This window comes from Saccharothrix sp. DSM 118769, from assembly GCF_052936295.1.
On the sequence record NZ_CP193627.1, the window covers coordinates 5071730 to 5091488 of the forward strand.

The 19759-nt window shown below is 77.4% G+C and carries 6 protein-coding genes and 1 pseudogene; 3 read left to right on the forward strand and 4 right to left on the reverse strand.

The window, feature by feature from the left end; genetic code table 11:
* Positions 1-8 precede the first annotated feature (8 nt).
* Positions 9-13973: pseudogene (locus tag ACRAKJ_RS21890) on the reverse strand (SDR family NAD(P)-dependent oxidoreductase); the annotation flags it as partial.
* A 264-nt stretch (positions 13974-14237) separates the two neighbouring features.
* Between ACRAKJ_RS21890 and ACRAKJ_RS21895 the strand changes: the two are divergent.
* Positions 14238-15440: a cytochrome P450 gene (locus ACRAKJ_RS21895; protein ID WP_447008640.1), complete on the forward strand. Its 1203-nt coding sequence runs from the start codon at positions 14238-14240 to the stop codon at positions 15438-15440.
* Between the two features lie 42 nt (positions 15441-15482).
* Here the strand turns inward: ACRAKJ_RS21895 and ACRAKJ_RS21900 are convergent, their stop codons facing one another.
* Complete coding sequence (locus tag ACRAKJ_RS21900) at positions 15483-16685, reverse strand: cytochrome P450 (RefSeq protein WP_447008641.1); 1203 nt, start codon at positions 16683-16685, stop codon at positions 15483-15485.
* 189 nt (positions 16686-16874) lie between these two features.
* On the opposite strand from ACRAKJ_RS21900, the gene ACRAKJ_RS21905 reads away from it, so the two are divergent.
* The gene (locus tag ACRAKJ_RS21905) at positions 16875-17756 is read left to right on the forward strand and encodes a 3-hydroxyacyl-CoA dehydrogenase NAD-binding domain-containing protein (protein ID WP_438922647.1); all 882 of its coding nucleotides are present in this window, start codon (positions 16875-16877) and stop codon (positions 17754-17756) included.
* Positions 17753-18010 (forward strand): phosphopantetheine-binding protein, encoded by a 258-nt coding sequence (locus ACRAKJ_RS21910; protein WP_438922648.1) that lies wholly within the window; start codon positions 17753-17755, stop codon positions 18008-18010. The genes ACRAKJ_RS21905 and ACRAKJ_RS21910 overlap by 4 nt, the downstream gene beginning before the upstream one ends.
* Positions 18011-18012: 2 nt before the next feature.
* Here ACRAKJ_RS21910 and ACRAKJ_RS21915 read toward each other — a convergent pair whose 3' ends face one another.
* A complete protein-coding gene (locus tag ACRAKJ_RS21915; RefSeq protein ID WP_438922649.1) occupies positions 18013-18678 on the reverse strand; it encodes a class I SAM-dependent methyltransferase in 666 nt (221 codons plus the stop codon).
* Positions 18671-19747: an HAD-IIIC family phosphatase gene (locus ACRAKJ_RS21920; RefSeq protein WP_438922650.1), complete on the reverse strand. Its 1077-nt coding sequence runs from the start codon at positions 19745-19747 to the stop codon at positions 18671-18673. Before ACRAKJ_RS21920 ends, ACRAKJ_RS21915 begins: the two co-directional genes overlap by 8 nt.
* Positions 19748-19759: the final 12 nt, after the last annotated feature.

Consider the following 19759-nt stretch of genomic DNA (forward strand, 5'->3'; position numbering starts at 1 on the left):
GGCAGGCGTCACGCCGTGCCGAGTTCGTCGTCGATCAGCTCGAACAGCTCGTCGTCGGTGGCGACGTCCAGCACGTTGACGTCCAGCACGTCGACGGCCGGTGCCGACCCGGTCGCCGGCCCGGCGGGTGCCGGGTCGGGGGGCGCCAGCTCCTCGGCGAGGTGCCCGGCGATCGCGCCGGCCGTGGGGTGGTCGAACAGGAGCGTGGCGGGCAGCCGCAGGCCGGTGGCGGCGGCGAGCCGGTTGCGCAGCTCGACCGCGGTCAGCGAGTCGAACCCGAGGTCCAGCAGCCCCTTGGCGGCGGGGAACGCGGTGCCCGGCGTGCCCAGCACCGTGCCGACGTGCGTGCGCACCAGGTCGAGCAGCGCGCGGCGGCGGCGGTCGGGCGGCAGGGTGCGCAGCCGCGCCGGTCCGGCGGGGTCCCGGCCGGGTGCGGTGGCGGTCGGCCGGGTCGCGGCGGGCACGACGTCGCGCAGGAACGCCGGCACCTCCTGCCCGGCCAGGGCTGCGGTGTCCAGCCGCAGCGGCGCCACGACCGGCTGGTCGGCGGCCACCGCCCGGTCGAACAGGGCCAGGCCCTCGGCCGCGGTGAACGGCACGACGCCGCCCCAGGCGATGCGACGCCGGTCGGCGTCGGTGAGCCTGCCGCTCATGCCCCGCTCGGTGGCCCACAGGCCCCACTGGATCGACACGGCGGGCAGCCCGGCGGCGCGGCGGTGGTGGGCCAGGGCGTCGAGGAACGCGTTGCCGGCGGCGTAGTTGCCCTGCGCCGCGCCGCCGAACGCCGCCGCGATCGACGAGAACAGCACGAACCGGGCGGGCCGCAGGGGCGCGGTCAGCTCGTGCAGGTGGACGGCGGCGTCCACCTTGGGCCGCAGCGCGGCGGCGACCTGCTCGTCGGTGAGGGTCTCCAGCAGGCCGTCCGCGACGACGCCCGCGCAGTGCACGACCCCGGCCAGCGGGCGGTCCGCGGGCAGGGAGCCCACCAGGGCGGCCAGCGCGGCGCGGTCGGCGACGTCGCAGGCGACGAGGCGCACGTCGGCGTCCAGCCCGGCGGCCAGCTCGGCCGCGCCCTCGGCGTCGGGGCCGCTCCGGCTGACCAGCACGAGGTGCCGGACGCCGTGCGCGGTCACCAGGTGGCGGGCGACCTCGGCCCCGATGCCGCCGGTGCCGCCGGTGATCAGCACGGTGCCGTCGACGTCCCACGCCGGGTCCCCGGCGGTCGCCGCGGCGCGCGTCCAGCGGGCCGCGCGCACGACGCCCCCGCGCAGCGCGACCTGCGGTTCGCCGCCGGCGACGGCCGCGGCGAGGGCGGCGGCGGACGCGGGGTGGTCGTCGGTGTCGACCAGCGCGAACCGGCCGGGGTGCTCGGTCTGCGCGGTGCGCAGCAGGCCCCACAGGGCGGCGTGCACGAGGTCGGGCACGTCGTCGTCCGCCTCGACCGGGACCGCGCCGTGCGTGACGAGCACCAGCCGCGAGTCGGCCCGGCCCGGGTCGGCCAGCCAGTCCCGCAGCAGCGCCAGCGTCCGGGTGACGGCCTCGTGCACGGCGGCGGGCAGGTCGGCGGGCGCGGCGGTCCGGGGCACGTCCCGGACGACCACGCGGTCCCCGCCGCCACCACCGCCACCACCGCCGGCGACGCCGGCGGCCGGCTCCGGCCACACCATCCGGTACAGCGGGTCGCGCACGGCGGGCCGCACCCGGTCGGGCGACGCGGGCCGCAGCACGATGGAGTCGATGTCGGCGACGGGCAGGCCCGCGGTGTCCACGATCCGCACGGCCGCCGCGTCGGGCCCGGACGGCACGAGCCGCAGCCGCACCTCCCCCGCGCCGGAGGCGTGCACCTGGACGCCGGTCAGCGCGAACGGCAACCAGCCGCCGCCGCGCCCGGCCAGGACGCCGAAGGCGAGGGCGTGCAGCGCGCTGTCCAGCAGCGCCGGGTGCAGGGCGAACGCCGCCGCCTCCGGCAGCCGCTCGTCGGGCAGGCGGGCCTCGGCGAACACCTCGTCCCCGCGCCGCCACACCGCGCGCAGCCCCCGGAACGCGGGCCCGTAGGCGAAGCCGCCCGCGTCGAGCCGGTCGTAGAGGCCGGTGACGTCCACCGGCTCCGCGCCGGGCGGCGGCCACTGGGCCAGGTCGGGATCGGGACCGGGTGCCGGCAGCGGGCCGGTGAGCACGGCGGAGGCGTGCCGCGTCCAGGGGCCGCCGGGCTCGGTGCGGGCGTGCACGCCGAGGGACCGCCGGCCCGCCTCGTCGGGCGCGGACGCGGTCAGCCGCAGGTCCGCGCCGCCGGACGCGGGCAGGGTGAGCGGGGCCTCCAGGGTCAGCTCGGCCACGCGCGGGCAGCCGGTCCCGTCGCCGGCGCGGACGGCCAGCTCCAGGAACGCGGTCGCCGGGAACACGGCGGCGCCGAACACGGCGTGGTCGGCCAGCCACGGCTGCGCGTCGGTGCCGACGCGGGCGGAGAACAGGTGGCCGCCGGTGTCGGGCAGCTCGGTGGCCGCGCCGAGCAGCGGGTGCCCGACCGGGTCGAGCCCGACCGCCGCCGCCCCGCCCGACGCGCCGCGCCCGCCGGGCGGGGCGTCCAGCCAGAAGCGGCGGCGCTGGAAGGCGTAGGTGGGCAGGTCGACGCGGCGGCCGGGCGACGCCGCCGGGTCGACCCGGACGCCGCGGGCGTGGGCGTGGGCCAGCGCGGTCACCACGGAGCGCTCCTCCGGGTGGCGGCGGTCCAGCAGCGGGATGGCGGCGCGGTCCACGCCGTCGTCGGGCAGGCAGTCGGGCACCAGCGCGGACAGCGGGGCGCCGGGCCCGAGTTCGAGGAACGTGGTGACGCCCGCGCGGGCCAGCGCCGCGACGCCGTCGCCGAACCGGACGGCGCGGCGGGCGTGCTCGACCCAGTGGTCGGGGGTGGTGAGGGCGTCGTCGGCGACCTCGCCGGTGACGCCGGAGACGACCGGCAGCCGCGGCGGGCGCATCGCCACGCCCGCGGCGACCTCGCGGAACGCGGCGAGCACCCCGTCGAGGTGCGGCGAGTGGAACGCGTGGCTCGTGCGCAGCCGCTTCACCCGGCGGCCCAGCGCCCCGAAGTGGGCGGCGACGCGCAGCACCTCGTCCTCGTCGCCGGACACGACGGTGGAGGCGGGGCCGTTGACCGCGGCGATGGACGCCCCCGCGCCCAGTTCTGCGGCCACCTCGTCCTCGGTCGCCCGCAGCGACACCATCAGGCCGTCGGCGCGGGCCGACTGCATCAGCCGGCCCCGCGCGGCGACCAGGGTGGCCGCGTCGGCGAGGGAGAACACGCCGGCCACGTGCGCGGCGGACAGCTCGCCGACGGAGTGGCCGAGCAGGAGGTCCGGCGTGACGCCCCGGTGCTCCAGCAGCCGGAACAGGGCGACCTCGACGGCGAACAGCGCGGGCTGGGCGTACTCGGTGCGGTCCAGCGCCGCCGCGTCCGCCCCCAGCACGACGTCGCGCAGCGGCCGGTCCAGCAGCGGGTCGAACGCCGCGCACGCGCGGTCGAACGCCTCCGCGTAGGCCGGGAACGCCGCGTGCAGCCCGGCGCCCGTGCCGGGCCGCTGGCTGCCCTGGCCGGGGAACAGGAACGCGGTGCGGCCGGTGCGCGCGGCGACCGCCCGCACCCCGTCCCAGTCGTCGCCGCGCTCGGCGAGGGCGGTCAGCCCGGCGAGCAGCTCGGCGCGGTCGCCGCCGACGACCGCGGCGCGGTGGTCGAGGGCGGCGCGGGTGGTGGCCAGCGAGAAGCCGACGTCGACGGGGTCGAGGTCCCGGCCGGCCAGGGCGTCGCGCAGCCGGGCGGCCTGGGCGCGCAGCGCGGCCGGGTCGTGCGCGGACAGCGGCCACACCACCGTGCCGGGCGGGCCGGGCGTCGCCGGGACGGTCGCGGGCAGGTCGGGGGCCTGTTCGACGACGACGTGCGCGTTGGTGCCGCTGACGCCGAAGCCGGACACCCCGGCGCGGCGGGGCCGGTCGACGGCGGGCCACGGCGTCCGCTCGGTGACCACCCGCACCGACCCGGCCGTCCAGTCGACGTGCGGGCTGGGCGCGTCGAAGTGCAGCGTCGGGGGCAGCACGCCGTGCCGCAGCGCGAGCACCACCTTGATGATCCCGGCGACGCCGGCGGCGGCCTGGGTGTGGCCGATGTTGGACTTCACCGAACCGACCAGCAGCGGGTGGTCGCGGCGGCGGCCGTAGGCGGCGATCAGCGCCTGCGCCTCGATGGGGTCGCCGAGCCTCGTGCCGGTGCCGTGCGCCTCGACCACGTCCACGTCGCCCGCGTCGAGCCCGGCGTCGGCCAGGGCGGCGCGGATGACGCGCTGCTGCGACGGCCCGTTGGGCGCGGTCAGGCCGTTGGACGCGCCGTCCTGGTTGACGGCGGTGCCGCGCACCAGGGCCAGCACGGGGTGGCCGTTGCGGCGGGCGTCGGACAGCCGTTCCAGCAGCACCAGGCCGATGCCCTCGCCCCACGCGGTGCCGTCGGCGCTCGCCGAGAACGGCTTGCACCGGCTGTCCGCGGCGAGCCCGGCCTGCCTGCTGAACTCGACGAACGTGGTGGGCGTGGCCATCACGGTGGCCCCGCCGACGAGGGCGAGCGCCGATTCGCCGGACCGCAGGGAGCGGACCGCCGTGTGCAGCGCGACCAGCGACGACGAGCAGGCGGTGTCCACCGTGACGGCGGGGCCCTCCAAGCCGAGCACGTAGGAGATGCGGCCGGAGGCGACGCTGCCCGCGCTGCCGATGCCCAGGTAGCCCTCGTACTCCTCGGGCGGGTCGGTCAGGCGCGAGCCGTACTCGTGGTGGCTGGAGCCGATGTAGACGCCGGTGTCGCTGCCGCGCAGGGACGCCGGGTCGATGCCGGCGCGCTCCAGCGCCTCCCACGCGGCCTCCAGCAGCAGCCGCTGCTGCGGGTCCACGGTGAGCGCCTCGCGCGGCGAGATGCCGAAGAAGCCGGGGTCGAAGTCGGCGGCGTCGTGCAGGAACCCGCCCTGCCGCGCGGTCGTCTGGCCGGCGCGGTCGCCGAACAGGCGGGCCAGGTCCCAGCCGCGGTCGGCGGGGAAGTCGGAGATGGCGTCCGTGCCGCTGTCGAGCAGGTCCCAGAACCGCTCCGGGCTGTCCACGCCGCCGGGGAACCGGCAGCTCATCGACACGATCGCGACGGGGTCGTCGGCGACGGCCGCGGCGACGACGGCGGGGGCCGCGGGTCCGTCGTCGCCGGCCAGGCCGTCCCGCAGGTGCGCGACGAGGGCCTCGACGGACGGGTGGTCGAACACCAGGGTCACCGACAGCGCCAGGCCGGTGCGCTCGGCCAGGCGGTTGCGCAGCTCCACCGCGGTGACCGAGTCGAAGCCGAGGTCCTGGAAGGCGCGGTGCACGTCCACCGCGGCGGGGTCGGCGTGGCCGAGGACGTCGGCGACGGCGGTGCGGACCAGGTCCAGCAGCACCCGGCCCCGTTCGGCGGCGGCCACGGCGGTCAGCGCGGTCTCCCCCGCGCCGGCCGGGGCCGCCTCCGGCAGGTCGGCGAACACCCGGCTCGGGCGGGCCGTCGCGCGGACCTTCGCGTAGCGGGGCCAGTCGACGTCGCCGATCACCACGTGGGCGTCGCCGAGGGCGAGGGTGCGGCGCAGCGCGGCCAGCGCCCGCTCCGGGGGCATGGCGGGCAGGCCGTCGCGGGCGATCCGCTCCCCCACCGCGCCGCCGGCCGGGCCGTCGGCGTCCCACAGGCCCCAGCCGGCGGAGGTCGCGGGCAGCCCGGCCGCGCGGCGGTGCCGGGCGAGGCCGTCGAGGTAGGCGTTGGCCGCCGCGTAGACCGCCTGGCCGGGGCCGCCGAGGGTGGCGGCGAGGGAGGAGAACAGCACGAACGCGGACAGGTCGAGGTCGCGGGTCAGCTCGTGCAGGTTCCGGGCGCCGGCCACCTTGGGCCGCAGCACCCCCAGCGCCCGCTCGGGGGTGACCGCGCCGACGACCGAGTCGTCCAGGACGCCGGCGAGGTGGAACACGGCGGTGAGCGGCGCGTCGTCCGGGACGGCGGCCAGCACCTCGGCCAGCCGGTCGCGGTCGGCGGCGTCGCAGGCCACGACGGTGACCCGCGCGCCGAGCGCTTCGAGGTCGCGCGCGAGGTCGGCGGCGCCGGGCGCGTCGGGCCCGCGGCGGCCGGCCAGCAGCAGGTGCCGCGCGCCGAGCCCGGCCAGCCACCGGGCGACCAGGCCGCCGAGCGCCCCCGTGCCGCCGGTGACGAGCACGGTGCCGTCGGCGTGCCACGCCGGGCCGTCGGGGGCGGGCGGGACGCGGCGCAGGCGACGCCCGGACACCCCGGAGGCCCGCACGGCGACCTCGTCCTCGGCGGTCTGGGCGAGGACGTCCACGACCCGGTCGGCGATCGCGCCGTCCACGTCGGACGGCAGGTCGAGCAGGCCCGCCCACCGGCGGGGGTCCTCGACGCCGGCGACGACGCCGAACCCCCAGAGCGCGGTCTGCGCGGGGTCCACCGGGGACCCGACCGGCACCGCGTCGCGGGTGGCCCACCACAGCGGCGCGGTGACGCCGGCGTCGGCGAGCGCCCGCACGACGGCGACGGCGCGCAGGAGTCCGTCCTCGGGTCCGGCGTGGTCGAGCGAGCAGAGGGAGAGGACGCCGGCGGGGGCGTCGGCGGCGGCGCGGACGCGGTCGGCGGTGGTCGCGCGGTCGGGCCCGACCTCGACGGTGACCACGGACGCGCCCCGGTCGCGCAGGGCGCCCGGGATCGGCGTCGTGCCGCCCCCGGCGGGCAGGAGCACCAGCCAGGTGCCGGACAGGCGGCCCGCCGGCAGCTCCAGCGGCTGCCACTCGACCCGGTAGCGCCAGGGGTCGACCACCCGGTCCGCCCCCTCGGTGTCCCGGGCGGCGTGGCGAGGGGGCAGCCAGAAGCTCTGCCGCTGGAAGGGGTAGGTGGGCAGCGGCACCGGCCGGCCGGTCGGCAGGGCCGCCGGCCAGTCCACCGCCGCGCCGCGCACGTGCAGGCCGGCCAGGGAGGTGAGCAGCCGGTCCGCGCCGCCGTCGTCGCGGCGCAGCGACCCCACCGCGGTCACCGCCTCGTCGGACCGCCCGGCGATCTCCTCGACGTTCGTCACCAGCGCCGGGTGGGCGCTGCACTCGACGAACGACCGGTGCCCGTCGGCGAGCAGCGACCGCACCGCGCCGAGGAAGTCGACCGGACGGCGCAGGTTGTCGTACCAGTACCCGGCGTCCAGCACGGCGGTGTCGAGCCGCGCGCCGGTCACCGCGGAGTAGAACGGCACCTCGGCGGGGCGGGGCCGGATGCCGGCCAGCGCGGTCAGCAGCCCGTCGCGCAGGGGCTCGACCTGCGGCGAGTGCGCGGCGAACCCCACCCCGGGCACGACCCACCGCCACACGCCGTCGCGCGCCAGGGCCGCGCTGAACGCGTGCACCGCCGCGGCGTCGCCCGCGACGGTCACCGCGGCCTCCCCGTTGACCGCGGCCACCGACAGGCCCGGCCAGGGCGCGATCCGCTCGCGGACCTCGTCGTGCGGCCGGAGCACGAGGACCATGCCGCCGGTGCCGGTCGTGCTCCGCAGCGCCCGGCTGCGCAGCGCCACGACGGTCGCCGCGTCCTCCAGGGTCAGCGCGCCCGCGACGCAGGCCGCGGCGATCTCGCCCTGCGAGTGCCCCACGACCGCGTCCGGCCGCACGCCCCACGAGCGCCACAGCGCGGCCAGCGACACCATGACCGCGAACAGCGCCGGTTGCACGACGTCCACCCGCTCCAGCGCCACCGGGTCGCGCAGCACGTCGGCCAGCGACCAGTCCACGTGCGGTCGCAGCGCCCGCTCGCACTCGCGCAGCCGGTCCGCGAACACGGGGTGCGCGGCGGCCAGCTCCACCCCCATGGCGGGCCACTCGACGCCCTGCCCGGGGAACACGAACGCGGTCCGGCCGGGCCTGCCGGCGACACCGCGCACCACGCCCGCGGCCGGTTCGCCGGCGGCCACGGCGCGCAGCCCGGCGGTCAGCGTCCCGGGGTCCCCGCCGACCACGGCGGCGCAGTGCTCGAACGCGCTCCGGGTGGTCGCCAGGGACCAGGCGACGTCCACCGGGTCCAGGGAGCCGACCTCGGGCAGCAGCCGCGCGGCCTGCTCGCGCAGGGCCTCGGGGGTGCGCGCGGACAGCAGCCACGCCACCGGGCCGGCCTCCGGCTCGGGAGCGGCGACCGCGTCGGCGGCCTGTTCCAGGATCACGTGCGCGTTGGTGCCGCTCAGCCCGAACGCCGACACCCCGGCGCGGCGCGGCCGGCCGCCGGTCTCCCACGGGCGGGCCTCGGTGGCCAGCTCGACCGGCGCGGACGCCCAGTCCACGAACGGCGACGGCGTGCCCGCGTGCAGGGTGCGCGGCACCACGCCGCGGTCGAGCGCCAGGACCATCTTGATCACGCCGGCCAGGCCGGACGCGGCCTGGGTGTGGCCGATGTTCGACTTCACCGAGCCGAGCAGCAGGGGGCGGGTCCGGTCCCGGCCGTAGACGGCCTGCACGGCCCGCGCCTCGATCGGGTCGCCGAGCCGCGTGCCGGTGCCGTGCGCCTCGACCACGTCCACGTCGTCCGGGGCCAGGCCGGCGGCGGCCAGGGCGGCGCTGAGGACGCGTTGCTGCGCCAGGCCGTTCGGGGCGGTGAGGCCGTTGCTGGCGCCGTCGGAGTTGACCGCGGTGGACCGGAGCACGGCGAGCACGCGCCGGCCGGCCGCGCGGGCCGTCGACAGCCGTTCCAGCAGCACGAACCCGGCGCCCTCGCCGATGCCGAACCCGTCCGCCCCGGCCGCGAACGCCTTGGAGCGGCCGTCGACGGCCAGTGCCCGCTGCCGGCTGTAGGTGCCGAACGCCAGCGGCGCGCCCATCACCGTGACGCCGCCGGCGAGCGCGAGCGAGGACTCGCCGGACCGCACGGACCGCGCCGCCAGGTGCAGCGCCACCAGCCCGGAGGAGCAGGCGGTGTCGACGGTGATCGCCGGGCCCTCCAGCCCGAACGCGTAGGCCACCCGCCCGGACAGCACGCTGGTGGAGATGCCGGCGACGATGTGGGTCTCGACGGACGGGTCGGCCTGGGCCGGGTCGCCGCCGTAGCCCTGGTAGGCCGCGCCGACGAACACGCCGACCGGGGTGCCGCGCACGTCGTCGGCGGGGATGCCGGCGCGTTCGAAGGACTCCCAGGCCAGTTCCACGGCCAGCCGCTGCTGCGGGTCCATGGCCAGCGCCTCGCGCGGCGAGATGCCGAAGAACGCGGGGTCGAAGCGGTCGGCGTCGTGCAGGAAGTAGCCGCCGCGCAGGTAGGTGCGGCCGGGCCGGTCCGGGTCGGGGTCGTACCGGTCGGCGAGGTCCCAGCCGCGGTCCGCCGGCAGGTCGGTGTAGGCGTCGCGGCCGTCCGCGAGCAGCCGCCACAGGTCCTCGGGGCCGCGCACGTCGCCGGGGAAGCGGCACGCCATCGCCACGACCACCACCGGGTCGTCGTCGGCCGCCGACCCGACCGCGGTCGGCACCGGGTCGGGTGCCTCGCCGAACAGCCGCGCGTCGAGGTGCCGGGCGAGGGCGTCGACGCTGGAGTGGTCGAACACGACGGTGACCGGCAGCGGCAGGCCGGTGACGGCGGTGAGGCGGTCGCGCATGGACACCGCGGTCAGCGAGTCGAACCCGAGGTCGCGGAAGGCGCGGCCGTCGACGACCTCGTCGGGCGAGCCGTGCCCCAGCACGCCCGCGGTCTGCTCGCGGACGAGGTCGGTCAGCGCGGCGAGCCGGTCGGCGGCGGGCAGGCCGCGCAGCCGGTCCCGCAGCGGGGACGCGGTGTCGTCGGGCCCGTCGTCCGGTGCGCCCAGCGCGCGGCGCGCCTCGGGCAGGTCGGCGATCAGCGGGCTGGGTCGCGCGGAGGTGAACACCGGCGCAAAGCGGGTCCAGTCGACGGCGGCGCAGACCGTCAGCGGGTCGGCCCCGCCGAGGACGCGGCCGAGGGCGTCGAGCGCGGCGGCGGGGTCCATGAACGGGATGCCCTGGGCCAGCAGCCGGTCCTCGGCGAGGGCGGCGGCCATGCCACCGCCGCCGGCCGGGTCCCAGATGCCCCAGGCGATGGACGTCGCGCGCAGGCCGAGCCCGCGCCGGTGCTCGGCGAGGCCGTCGAGGAACGCGTTCGACGCGGCGTACGCGCCGTGCACGGCGCTGCCCCACACCCCGGAGATGGAGGAGAACAGCACGAGGTCGGTGGCCGCGTCGCCGAACTCGGCGTGCAGGTTGAGCGCCCCGGCCAGCTTGGCGCGGGCGGTGGCGGCGAACTCGTCCAGGTCGGTGTCGGCGAGGGCCACCAGCTCACCGGACGCGGCGGCGTGCAGCACGGTCCGGATGTCGTGGCCGGCGGCGCGCAGGGCGGCGACCGCCCCGTGCAGCGCGGCGGCGTCGGCGACGTCGCAGGCGAGGACCGTGACGTCGGTGCCGAGCGCGGCGGCCCGGTCGAGGAGGTCCGGCGGGGCGACGCCGCGCCGGCTCATCAGCACGACCCGTTGCGCGCCGCGCCCGGCCAGCCAGCCGGTGAGCTGCGTGCCGATGCCGCCGGTGCCGCCGGTGATCAGCGTGGTGCCCTCGGGCCGCCAGGCCAGGTCGGCGGGCGGTCCGGTCCGGACCAGGCGGCGGGCGTGCGTGCCGTCCCCCCGGAGCGCGACCTGGTCCTCGTCCCCGGTCAGGACGCCCGCCAGTGCGGTGAGGTCGAGGTCGGGCGGCAGGTCGACCAGGCCGCCCCAGCGGTCGGGGTGTTCGAGCGCGGCGACCCGGCCGAGCCCCCAGACCAGTTGTTGGGCGGGGCTGGTGACGGGGTCGTCGTCGCCGGTGGTGACCGCGCCCCGGGTGGCGCACCACAGCGGCGCGGTGACGCCGAGGTCGCCCAGGGCCTGGACGAGGTGGAGCGCGCCGGCGGTGCCGCGGGGCAGGAAGGGGTGGTCCGGGTGCGGGCGCTCGTCCAGTGCCAGCAGGGACAGCACGCCGGCCGCGCCGGGGCGCAGGTGGCCGGTGACCAGGTCGGCGAACGCCGCGCGGTCGGTGACGTCGTCGGGCACGGTCGCGGCGGTGCCGCCGGTCGCGCGGACGACGGCGTCGAGCAGGTCCCGGTCGAGGTCCGGCGGGGCGAGGACGAGCCAGGTGCCGTCGAGGCGGGCGGCCCGTGCCGCGAGGCGCGTCCAGGTGACGCCGTAGTGCCGGTCGTCCGGTTCGCCGTCGCGGGTCGTGGGCTTCAGCGGCAGCCAGTAGCGCTTGTGCTGGAACGCGTAGGTCGGCAGGTCGGCGGTCCGGGCGGCGCCGGCGGGCAGCACGGCGTCCCAGTCCACGGCCGCGCCGGCGGTCCACGCGTGGCCGAGGGCGAGCGCCCAGGCGTCGGGCCCGTCGTGGTCGCGGCGCAGGGTGGGGACGACGGCGACGTCCGCGCCGGCCCGTTCGGCGGTGTCGTGGACGGCGGGGACCAGCACGGGGTGGGCGCTGGGTTCGACGAACACCCGGAACCCGTCCTCGACCAGGCCGGCCACGACGTCCTGGAGCCGCACCCGGTCCCGCAGGTTGCGGTACCAGTAGTCGGCGTCCGCGACGGCTTCGTCCGCGACCGTCGAACGCCACGGGACCGTGGGCGTCAACGGCGTCACGCCCTGCAACAGCTCAGCCAGTTCCTCGCGGATCTCCTCCACCACCGCCGAGTGCGAGGCGTAGTCCACCGCGATCCGCCGAACGCCGAGCCCGCACCGCGCGACGAAGTCCTCCAGCGCCTCGGTCCCACCCGACACGACCACCGATCCGGGCCCGTTCACCGCCGCGACCGAGACGCCCTCGCCGAGCACCGCCTCGACCTCGGCCAGCGACGCCGCAACCGACACCATCCCGCCACGACCCGCCAACCGACCGATCACCTTGCTCCGCAACACGACAACCCGAGCACCGTCCTCAAGCGACAGGGCACCCGCCACCACCGCCGCCGCGATCTCCCCCTGTGAATGCCCCACCACCACCGACGGCTCGACCCCGGCCGAACGCCACAACGCGGCCAGCGACACCATCACCGCCCACAGCACCGGCTGCACCACATCGACCCGAGCCAACAAACCCTCATCGGACAGGGCCTCACGCAACGACCAGTCCACGAACGGCGACAAAGCCCGCTCACACTCGGCCATCCGCTCCGCGAACACCACCGACGACCCCAGCAGACCGAGCCCCATCCCGACCCACTGCGAACCCTGACCCGGGAACACGAACACCACCCGACCGTCCGACTTCGCCACCCCGCTCACCACACCGGGGTCGGGAGCGCCCTCGGCGAGGCGGTCCAGCCGGGCCGCGAACTCCGCCGCGTCGTGCCCGACCACGACGGCCCGGTGCTCCCACACCGACCGGTTCCCGGCCAGGGACGCGGCCACGTCGGCGGGGCGCGCGTCGCGTCCGGGCAGCCAGGCGGACAGCCGGGCGGCCTGGTCGCGCAGGGCCGCCGCGGACCGGGCCGACAGGACCCACGGCACGACCCCCGCGCCCACCGGCACGAGCCCGTCCCCCGCGACCGGTGCCCCTGCGACCGGTGTCTCCTCGACCGGCGCCTCCTCGATGATCACGTGCGCGTTGGTGCCGCTGATCCCGAACGCCGACACGCCGGCGCGGCGCGGCCGGTCCGACGCGGGCCAGTCGCGGGCCTCGGACAGCAGCCGGACCGCGCCGGACGACCAGTCCGCGAACGGGGTCGGCTCGTCGGCGTGCAGGGTGCGCGGCAGCACGCCGTGCCGCAGGGCCTGCACGACCTTGATCACGCCGCCGACGCCGGCCGCCGCGGAGGTGTGGCCGATGTTGGACTTGAGCGAGCCGAGCCACAGCGGGCGTCCCGGGTCGCGGTCGCGGCCGTACTCGGCCAGCAGCGCGGCGGCCTCGATGGGGTCGCCGAGCCTCGTGCCGGTGCCGTGCGCCTCGACGGCGTCCACGTCGGCGGGGGCGAGGTCGGCGGCGGCCAGGGCGTCGCGGACGACCTGGCGCTGCGCGGCGGCGTTGGGCGCGGACAGGCCGTTGCTCGCGCCGTCCTGGTTGACCGCGCTGGACCGCAGCACGGCCAGCACGCGGTGGCCGTTGCGCACGGCGCCGGAGAGCCGTTCCAGCAGCAGCACGCCGACGCCCTCGGACCAGCCGGTGCCGTCGGCGCCCGCGCCGAACGCCTTGCAGCGCCCGTCCGGGGCGAGGCCGCCCTGTTGGCTGAACGACACGAACGGGTCGGGCACCGGCATCACGGTGACGCCGCCGGCGAGGGCCAGCGAGCAGTCGCCGGCGCGCAGCGCGCGGGCCGCGAGGTGCAGGGCCACCAGGGAGGAGGAGCAGGCGGTGTTGACGGTGACGGCGGGGCCGCGCAGCCCGAGGGCGTAGGCGACCCGGCCGGACACGACGCTGGTGTGGCGGCCGGTGTCCAGGAACCCCTCCGCGCCGGGCGGCACGTCGAACGCCGCCGAGCCGTAGCCGTTGTCGATGGCGCCGAGGAACACGCCGGTCCGGCTGTCGCGCACCGAGGACGGCGCGACGCCGGCTCGTTCCACCGCCTCCCACGACGTCTCCAGCACCAGCCGCTGCTGGGGGTCCATGGCCAGGGCCTCGTTCGGGGAGACGCCGAAGAACCCGGCGTCGAAGTCGCCCGCGTCGTCGAGGAAACCGCCCTCGCGCGTGCTCGACCTGCCGGGGGTGGCGGGTCCGGGCCGGTACAGGCCGGCGACGTCCCAGCCGCGGTCGCCGGGCCACCGCCCGATCGCGTCGCGGCCGTCGGCCACCAGCCGCCACAGGTCTTCCGGGGTGCGCACGCCGCCGGGGTACCGGCAGGCCATGCCGATGATGGCGACGGGTTCGCCCGGCCTGGCCTCCAGGTCCCGCACGCGGGTGCGGGCGTCGGCCAGTTCGGCCGTGGCGCGGCGCAGGTAGTCGAGCAGCTTCGCGTCGTCGGCCATTCCCGCCATCCCGTCGTGGTCGTCCGCGCAGGACCCGCGGCCCTCCCGGCGCTCGCCAAGCTAAAGAGCGGGCATAGCGCCGGAATAGCGCCTCACCAGCGACGACGCGGTCGGGTCCGGCGCTATCGGGACGCTAGTGGCGATGCCCGACCATGGGGTCGAGGCCACCCGGGCGAGCGGGCCGCGCGGGCGACGCGCGGACGGTCCCGCCGACCGCCCCGGGGCCGACCGTCCCGGGAGGAAGCCCAGATGAGCACGCACGAGACGACGCCGCGGTACCCGGTCGGCGACACCAGCCGGTTGACCGCGGACCCGTGGTACCGCGCGGCCCGCGAGGACGCGCCGGTGGCGAGGGTGCGGATGCCGTTCGGCGGTGACGCGTGGGTGGCGCTGCGGCACGCGTCGGTCCGCACGGCCCAGTCCGACCCCCGGTTCAGCCGGGCCGCCTCGGCGGAGCTGGGCGGGGCCGCGCCGCGCATGGTGCCGGGCGCGCCGCCCGTGGGGTCGGTGCTGACCATGGACGGCGCCGCGCACACGAGGGTGCGGCGGTTCGTGGCGAAGGCGTTCACCGCGCGCCGCATCGAGCGGCTGCGCCCGCGCGTGCAGGAGATCGTGGACGGCCTGCTCGACGCGATGGCCGCGCACGGCTCCCCGGCGGACCTGAAGGCGTTCGTCGCGGAACCGCTGCCGGTGCTGGTGATCTGCGAGGTGCTGGGCGTCCCGCCCGCCGACCGCGCCGACTTCCGCGTGCTCACCGAGACGATCATGTCGGGGGTGTTCACCGAGGACGAGGCGCGGCAGTCGATGTCCCGGTTCCTGGACTACCTGAACGGGCTGGTGGCCGCCAAGCGCGCCCGGCCGGGCGAGGACGTGCTCAGCACGCTGGTCACCGCGGTGGACGGCGAGGACCGGCTCAGCGAGCTGGAGCTGGCGTCGCTGGCGGTGGCGCTGCTGGTCGGCGGGCACGAGACGATCCTCAACACGGTGCTGAACTTCACCTACACGCTGCTGACGACGCCGGACGAGCTGGCCGGGCTCCGGGCGCGCCCGGAGGGCGTGGACCGGGCGGTGGAGGAGCTGCTGCGCTACGTGCCGATCAACTCCGGCGGCGCGTTCGGCGCGGTCGCCGTGGAGGACGTGCGGTTCGGCGACGTGGTGGTGCGGGCGGGTGAGACGGTGGTGGCCGACATCGCCTCGGCCAACCACGACCCGGAGGTGTTCGCGGACCCGGACGTGCTGGACCTGCGGCGGGCGGACAACCCGCACGTGACGTTCGGCTTCGGGCCGCACCACTGCATCGGCGCGCAGCTGGCGCGGCTGGACCTCCAGGTGGCGCTGGGCACGCTGGTGCGCCGCTTCCCCGGCCTGCGGTTGGCGGTGCCGCCGGAGGAGGTCGTGTGGCGGCAGGGCGTGCTGATCCGCGGTGTGGAGGCGCTCCCCGTGGCCTGGTGAACACCCCGCCCCCGGCCCGGCGGGACCGGGCCGGGGGCGGGGTCACCAGGCGACGGGCAGGGCCGCGACGCTGCGCATGAACGTGCCGGCGCGCCACTCCAGCTCCTCCTCGGGCACGGCGATCCGCAGCCCGGGCAGGCGCGTGAGCAGCACCTCCAGCGCCACCTGCATCTCCATCCGCGCCATCGCCGCGCCCAGGCAGTGGTGCGGGCCGTGGCCGAACCCGACGTGCGGGGTCGGCGGCCGGGTCAGGTCCAGCTCGTCGGCGCGGTCGAACGCGTCGCCGTCGCGGTTGGCGGAGCCCAGCGACGCCACCACCGGTTCGCCCGCGCGCACCAGCACGCCGCCGACCTCGACGTCCTCCAGCGCGTAGCGCGCCAGCACGGGGCCGAGGCCCAGCGGCACGTACCGCATGAGCTCCTCGACGGCGCGGGGCACCAGCTCCGGTCGCGCCCGCAGCCCGGCGAGCTGCTCGGAGTTGCGCAGCAGGGTGTAGGTGAAGTTGGGGATCTGGCTGGTGATGTTCTCGTGCCCGGCGCCCAGCAGCACGATGGCGAGGCTGAGCACCTCGTGGTCGGTGAACCGGTCGTCGGCGTCGCGGGCCTGCACGAGCGCGCTGAGCAGGTCGTCGGCCGGTTCCTCCTTGCGCTGCCGCAGCAGGTCGGCCATGTAGGCGCCCAGCTCCCCCACGTACTCGGCCGTCCGCTCGGCGGTGAGCGTGGTGGCCGAGGCGAACACCTCCGACCAGACGAGGAAGTGGTGCCGGTCGGCGGACGGCACGCCGAGCAGGGAGCAGATCATGGTCACCGGCAGCGGGGACGCGAAGTGCTCGACCAGGTCGGCCGGCGCGCCGTGCCCGACCAGCCGGTCCACCAGGGCGTCGGCGACCCGGTGGGCCTCGGGGCGCAGGCGTTCGACGTTGCGCTGGGTGAACGCCTGGGCGGCGAGGCGGCGGATGCGGGTCTGCTCGGGCGGGTCCATCGACAGGATGACGTCGCCGCCGACGGTCTGCGGCGACGTGCGCGGCTCGTCGCGGCCGACCGCGGCGGCGCGGCTGAACCTCGGGTCGCCCAGCACGAGCCGGACGTCCTCGAAGCGGGTGGCGAGCCAGGACTCCTCGCCGTAGGGCATCGTGACGCGGACCAGGGTCCGGCCGGCGCGGGCCCGCGCGTAGCGCTCGTCGAGTTCGAGGTCCTCGGCGCGGTTGAAGGGGTAGTCGATCGGCTCGGCCCGAGTGGTGTCCACGGCGTCCTCTCCCAGTGCTCGCCGGGCCGGGCGGGCGACGCGCGGGTGACCCGGCCTGCCGGTCGGGGAGGTTATGCGGGCGGCATAGCGTCCCCGTAGCACCCGTGGCGGGGGCGGCGCCGCTATCGGGACGATAGCGGCGGTGCCCGACCATGGCGGCCGACCCGTTCCACCCGGCAGGGAGGTCCCGTGACGGCCGCAGCACGCGACACCGGTCCGCCGCTCGTCGTCGTCGGCGCCGGGGTGATGGGCACGGGCATCACCGCGCTCGCCCTGGCGCACGGCCTCGCGGTGGTCCTGGTGGACCCGGACCGCGCCGTGCTGGACCGCGCCGGGGCCGCCGTGGCCCGCCACCTGCGGACCGCGGCGCTGCTGGGCGCGTGCCCGCCGGACACCCCGGTGGGGCCGCTCACCGCGCTCACCTCCGTCGAGGACGCCCTGTCGGGGCCGCCGCCGGCGGCGGTGGTCGAGGCGGTCGTGGAGGACCCGGCGGTGAAGGCGGGCGTGCTGGGGCGGGTGTCGGCGGCCGTGCCGGGCGGCACGCCGCTGGTGTCGAACACCTCGTCGATCCCGGTGGACGAGCTGGCGGGCGCGGTGGCCCGGCCGGAGGACCTGCTGGGCGCGCACTTCATGAACCCGGCGTACCTGATCACCACCGTGGAGGTGGTGCCCGGGCCGCGCACGGCGGCGGCCGCGGTGGCGGCGGTGGCGGAGCTGCTGGGCGCGCTGCGGCGCACGCCCGTCGTGGTGCGCGACTCGCCGGGGTTCGTCACCAGCCGGCTGCTGCACCCGATGATCAACGACGCGGCGCGCCTGGTGCAGGAGGGCGTCGCGTCGGCCGAGGACGTGGACGCGCTGATGCGGGGCTGCCTGGGGCACCCCACCGGTCCGCTGCGCACCGCGGACCTCATCGGGATCGACAACCTCGTCGACTCCCTGGTCGTGCTGCACCGGCGCACGGGCGACGAGCGCAGCCGGCCGTGCGACCTGCTGCTGGCGAAGGTCCGCGACGGGCACCACGGCCGCAAGAGCGGTCGCGGTTTCTACGAGTACGAAGAGGCGCTGACATGACGGTCTCCTCCACGACACCCGACGTCATCGAGCGGGAGCTGATCGAGTTCCTGGAGAACCGGACGAAGGCGGGCTGGACGGCCACCCGCGACCTGTTCGCCGAGGGCGGCCTGTCCTCGTTGTTCGCCATGGAGCTGGTGGTGCACCTGGAGCAGCGCTACGGCGTCGCCATCGGCGGCACGGACCTGAGGCTGCCGAACTTCCGCACCGTGCGCGCCATGGTCGGGCTGGTCGTGCGGCTGCGCGACGCCTGACCTCAGGTCCTGCGCCGCACCAGGGTCATCCCGTCGGCGACGGTCAGCAGGGAGACGTCCACGGACGGGTCGTCGCGCACGAGGGCGTTGACCCGCCGCACGCCCTCGGTGTCCGGGTCGGTCGCCGAGGGGTCGACGACCCGGCCGAAGTACAGCGTGTTGTCCAGCACCACCAGCCCTCCCGGGCGCACCAGCCGCACGCACCGCTCGTAGTAGGCGGGGTAGCCGGCCTTGTCGGCGTCGATGAACGCCAGGTCGAACGCGTCCGCCGCGCCGTCGTCCAGCAGGGAGTCCAGTGTGGACAGCGCCGGGCCGACCCGCAGGTCGATCCGGTCGTCGACGCCCGCCCGCGCCCAGAACGGGCGGCCGACCGCGGCCCAGCGGGGGGTGATGTCGCAGGTGACCAGCCGGCCGCCGGCGGGCAGCGCCCTGGCCATGCACAGGGCGCTGTACCCGGTGTAGGTGCCCAGTTCCAGCACGGTCCGCGCGCCGACCAGGCCCACCAGCAGGCCGAGCAGCTGGCCCTCCTCGGGCATCACCTGCAACGACCGGCCGCCGGGCAGCTGCGCGGTCTCCTCCCGCAGCTCGCGCAGGACGTCGTCCTCGCGCAGGGACGTCGCGCGCGCGTAGTCGGCCAGCGCCGGGGTCAGCTCCAGCCGGTCAGCCACGGTGGCCCCCGGTGGCCGCGAGGTCGACGGCGTCGAGGGTCACGACCCGCGGCGCGGGACGGGGCGCGGGTCGCAGGTGCAGCCGCCGGACGTCGTCGCCGGCGGCGGGGCCGAGGCCGGCGAGGCAGGGGCAGTCCTCGTCGTCGAACCCGGCGAACCGGTAGGCGACGTCCATGATGCGGTTGCGGTCGGTGGGCCGGAAGTCGGCGGCCAGGTGCACGCCGGCGTGCGCGGCCCGGTCGGCGAGCCAGTCGAGCAGGGTGGCGCCCGCGCCGAACGACACCACCCGGCACGAGGTGGCGAGCAGCTTGAGGTGCCACGCGCCCGGTGACCGGCGCAGCAGCACGAGCCCGACCGCGCCGTGCGGGCCGAACCGGTCGGACATGCCGACCACCAGCACCTCGTGCGCCGGGTCGGTCATCAGCCGGCGCAGCGCCGCGTCGTCGTAGGGCACGCCGGTGGCGTTCATCTGGCTGGTGCGCAGGGTGAGCTCGGCCGCGCGGGCGAGTTCCCGCTCGGTGGCGCGGACGACGGTCATGCGCAGGTCCAGGGTGCGCAGGAACTCCTCGTCGGGGCCGGTGAACGCGGCGCGCTCGGCGTCGCGCCGGAACCCGTCCTGGTACATCCGCCTGCGGCGGGCGGAGTCCTCGGTGACCACCGGCGGGCTGAACTCGGCCAGCCCGGTCAGGTGCGCGGCCTGCTCGGCGGGGTAGCAGCGCACCTGCGGCAGGTGGAAGGCGACCTCGGCGCGTTCGGCGGGCTGGTCGTCGACGAACGCCACGGCGGACTCGGCGAAGCCCAGTTCCCGCGCGATGGCGCGCACCGAGGCGGACTTGGGTCCCCAGCCGATGCGCGGCAGCACGAAGTACTCGGCCAGGCCGAGCTGTTCGAGGCGGGCCCACGCGTGGTCGTGGTCGTTCTTGCTGGCGACGGACTGGAGCACGCCGCGCGCGTCCAGCTCGGTGATCACGCGCCGGACCCCGTCCGGCACGACGACGTCGTCGCCCTCGGCCAGGGTGCCCCGCCACAGCGTGCCGTCGAGGTCCCACACCAGGCATTTCACGGTCATGCCGTCCCCGTT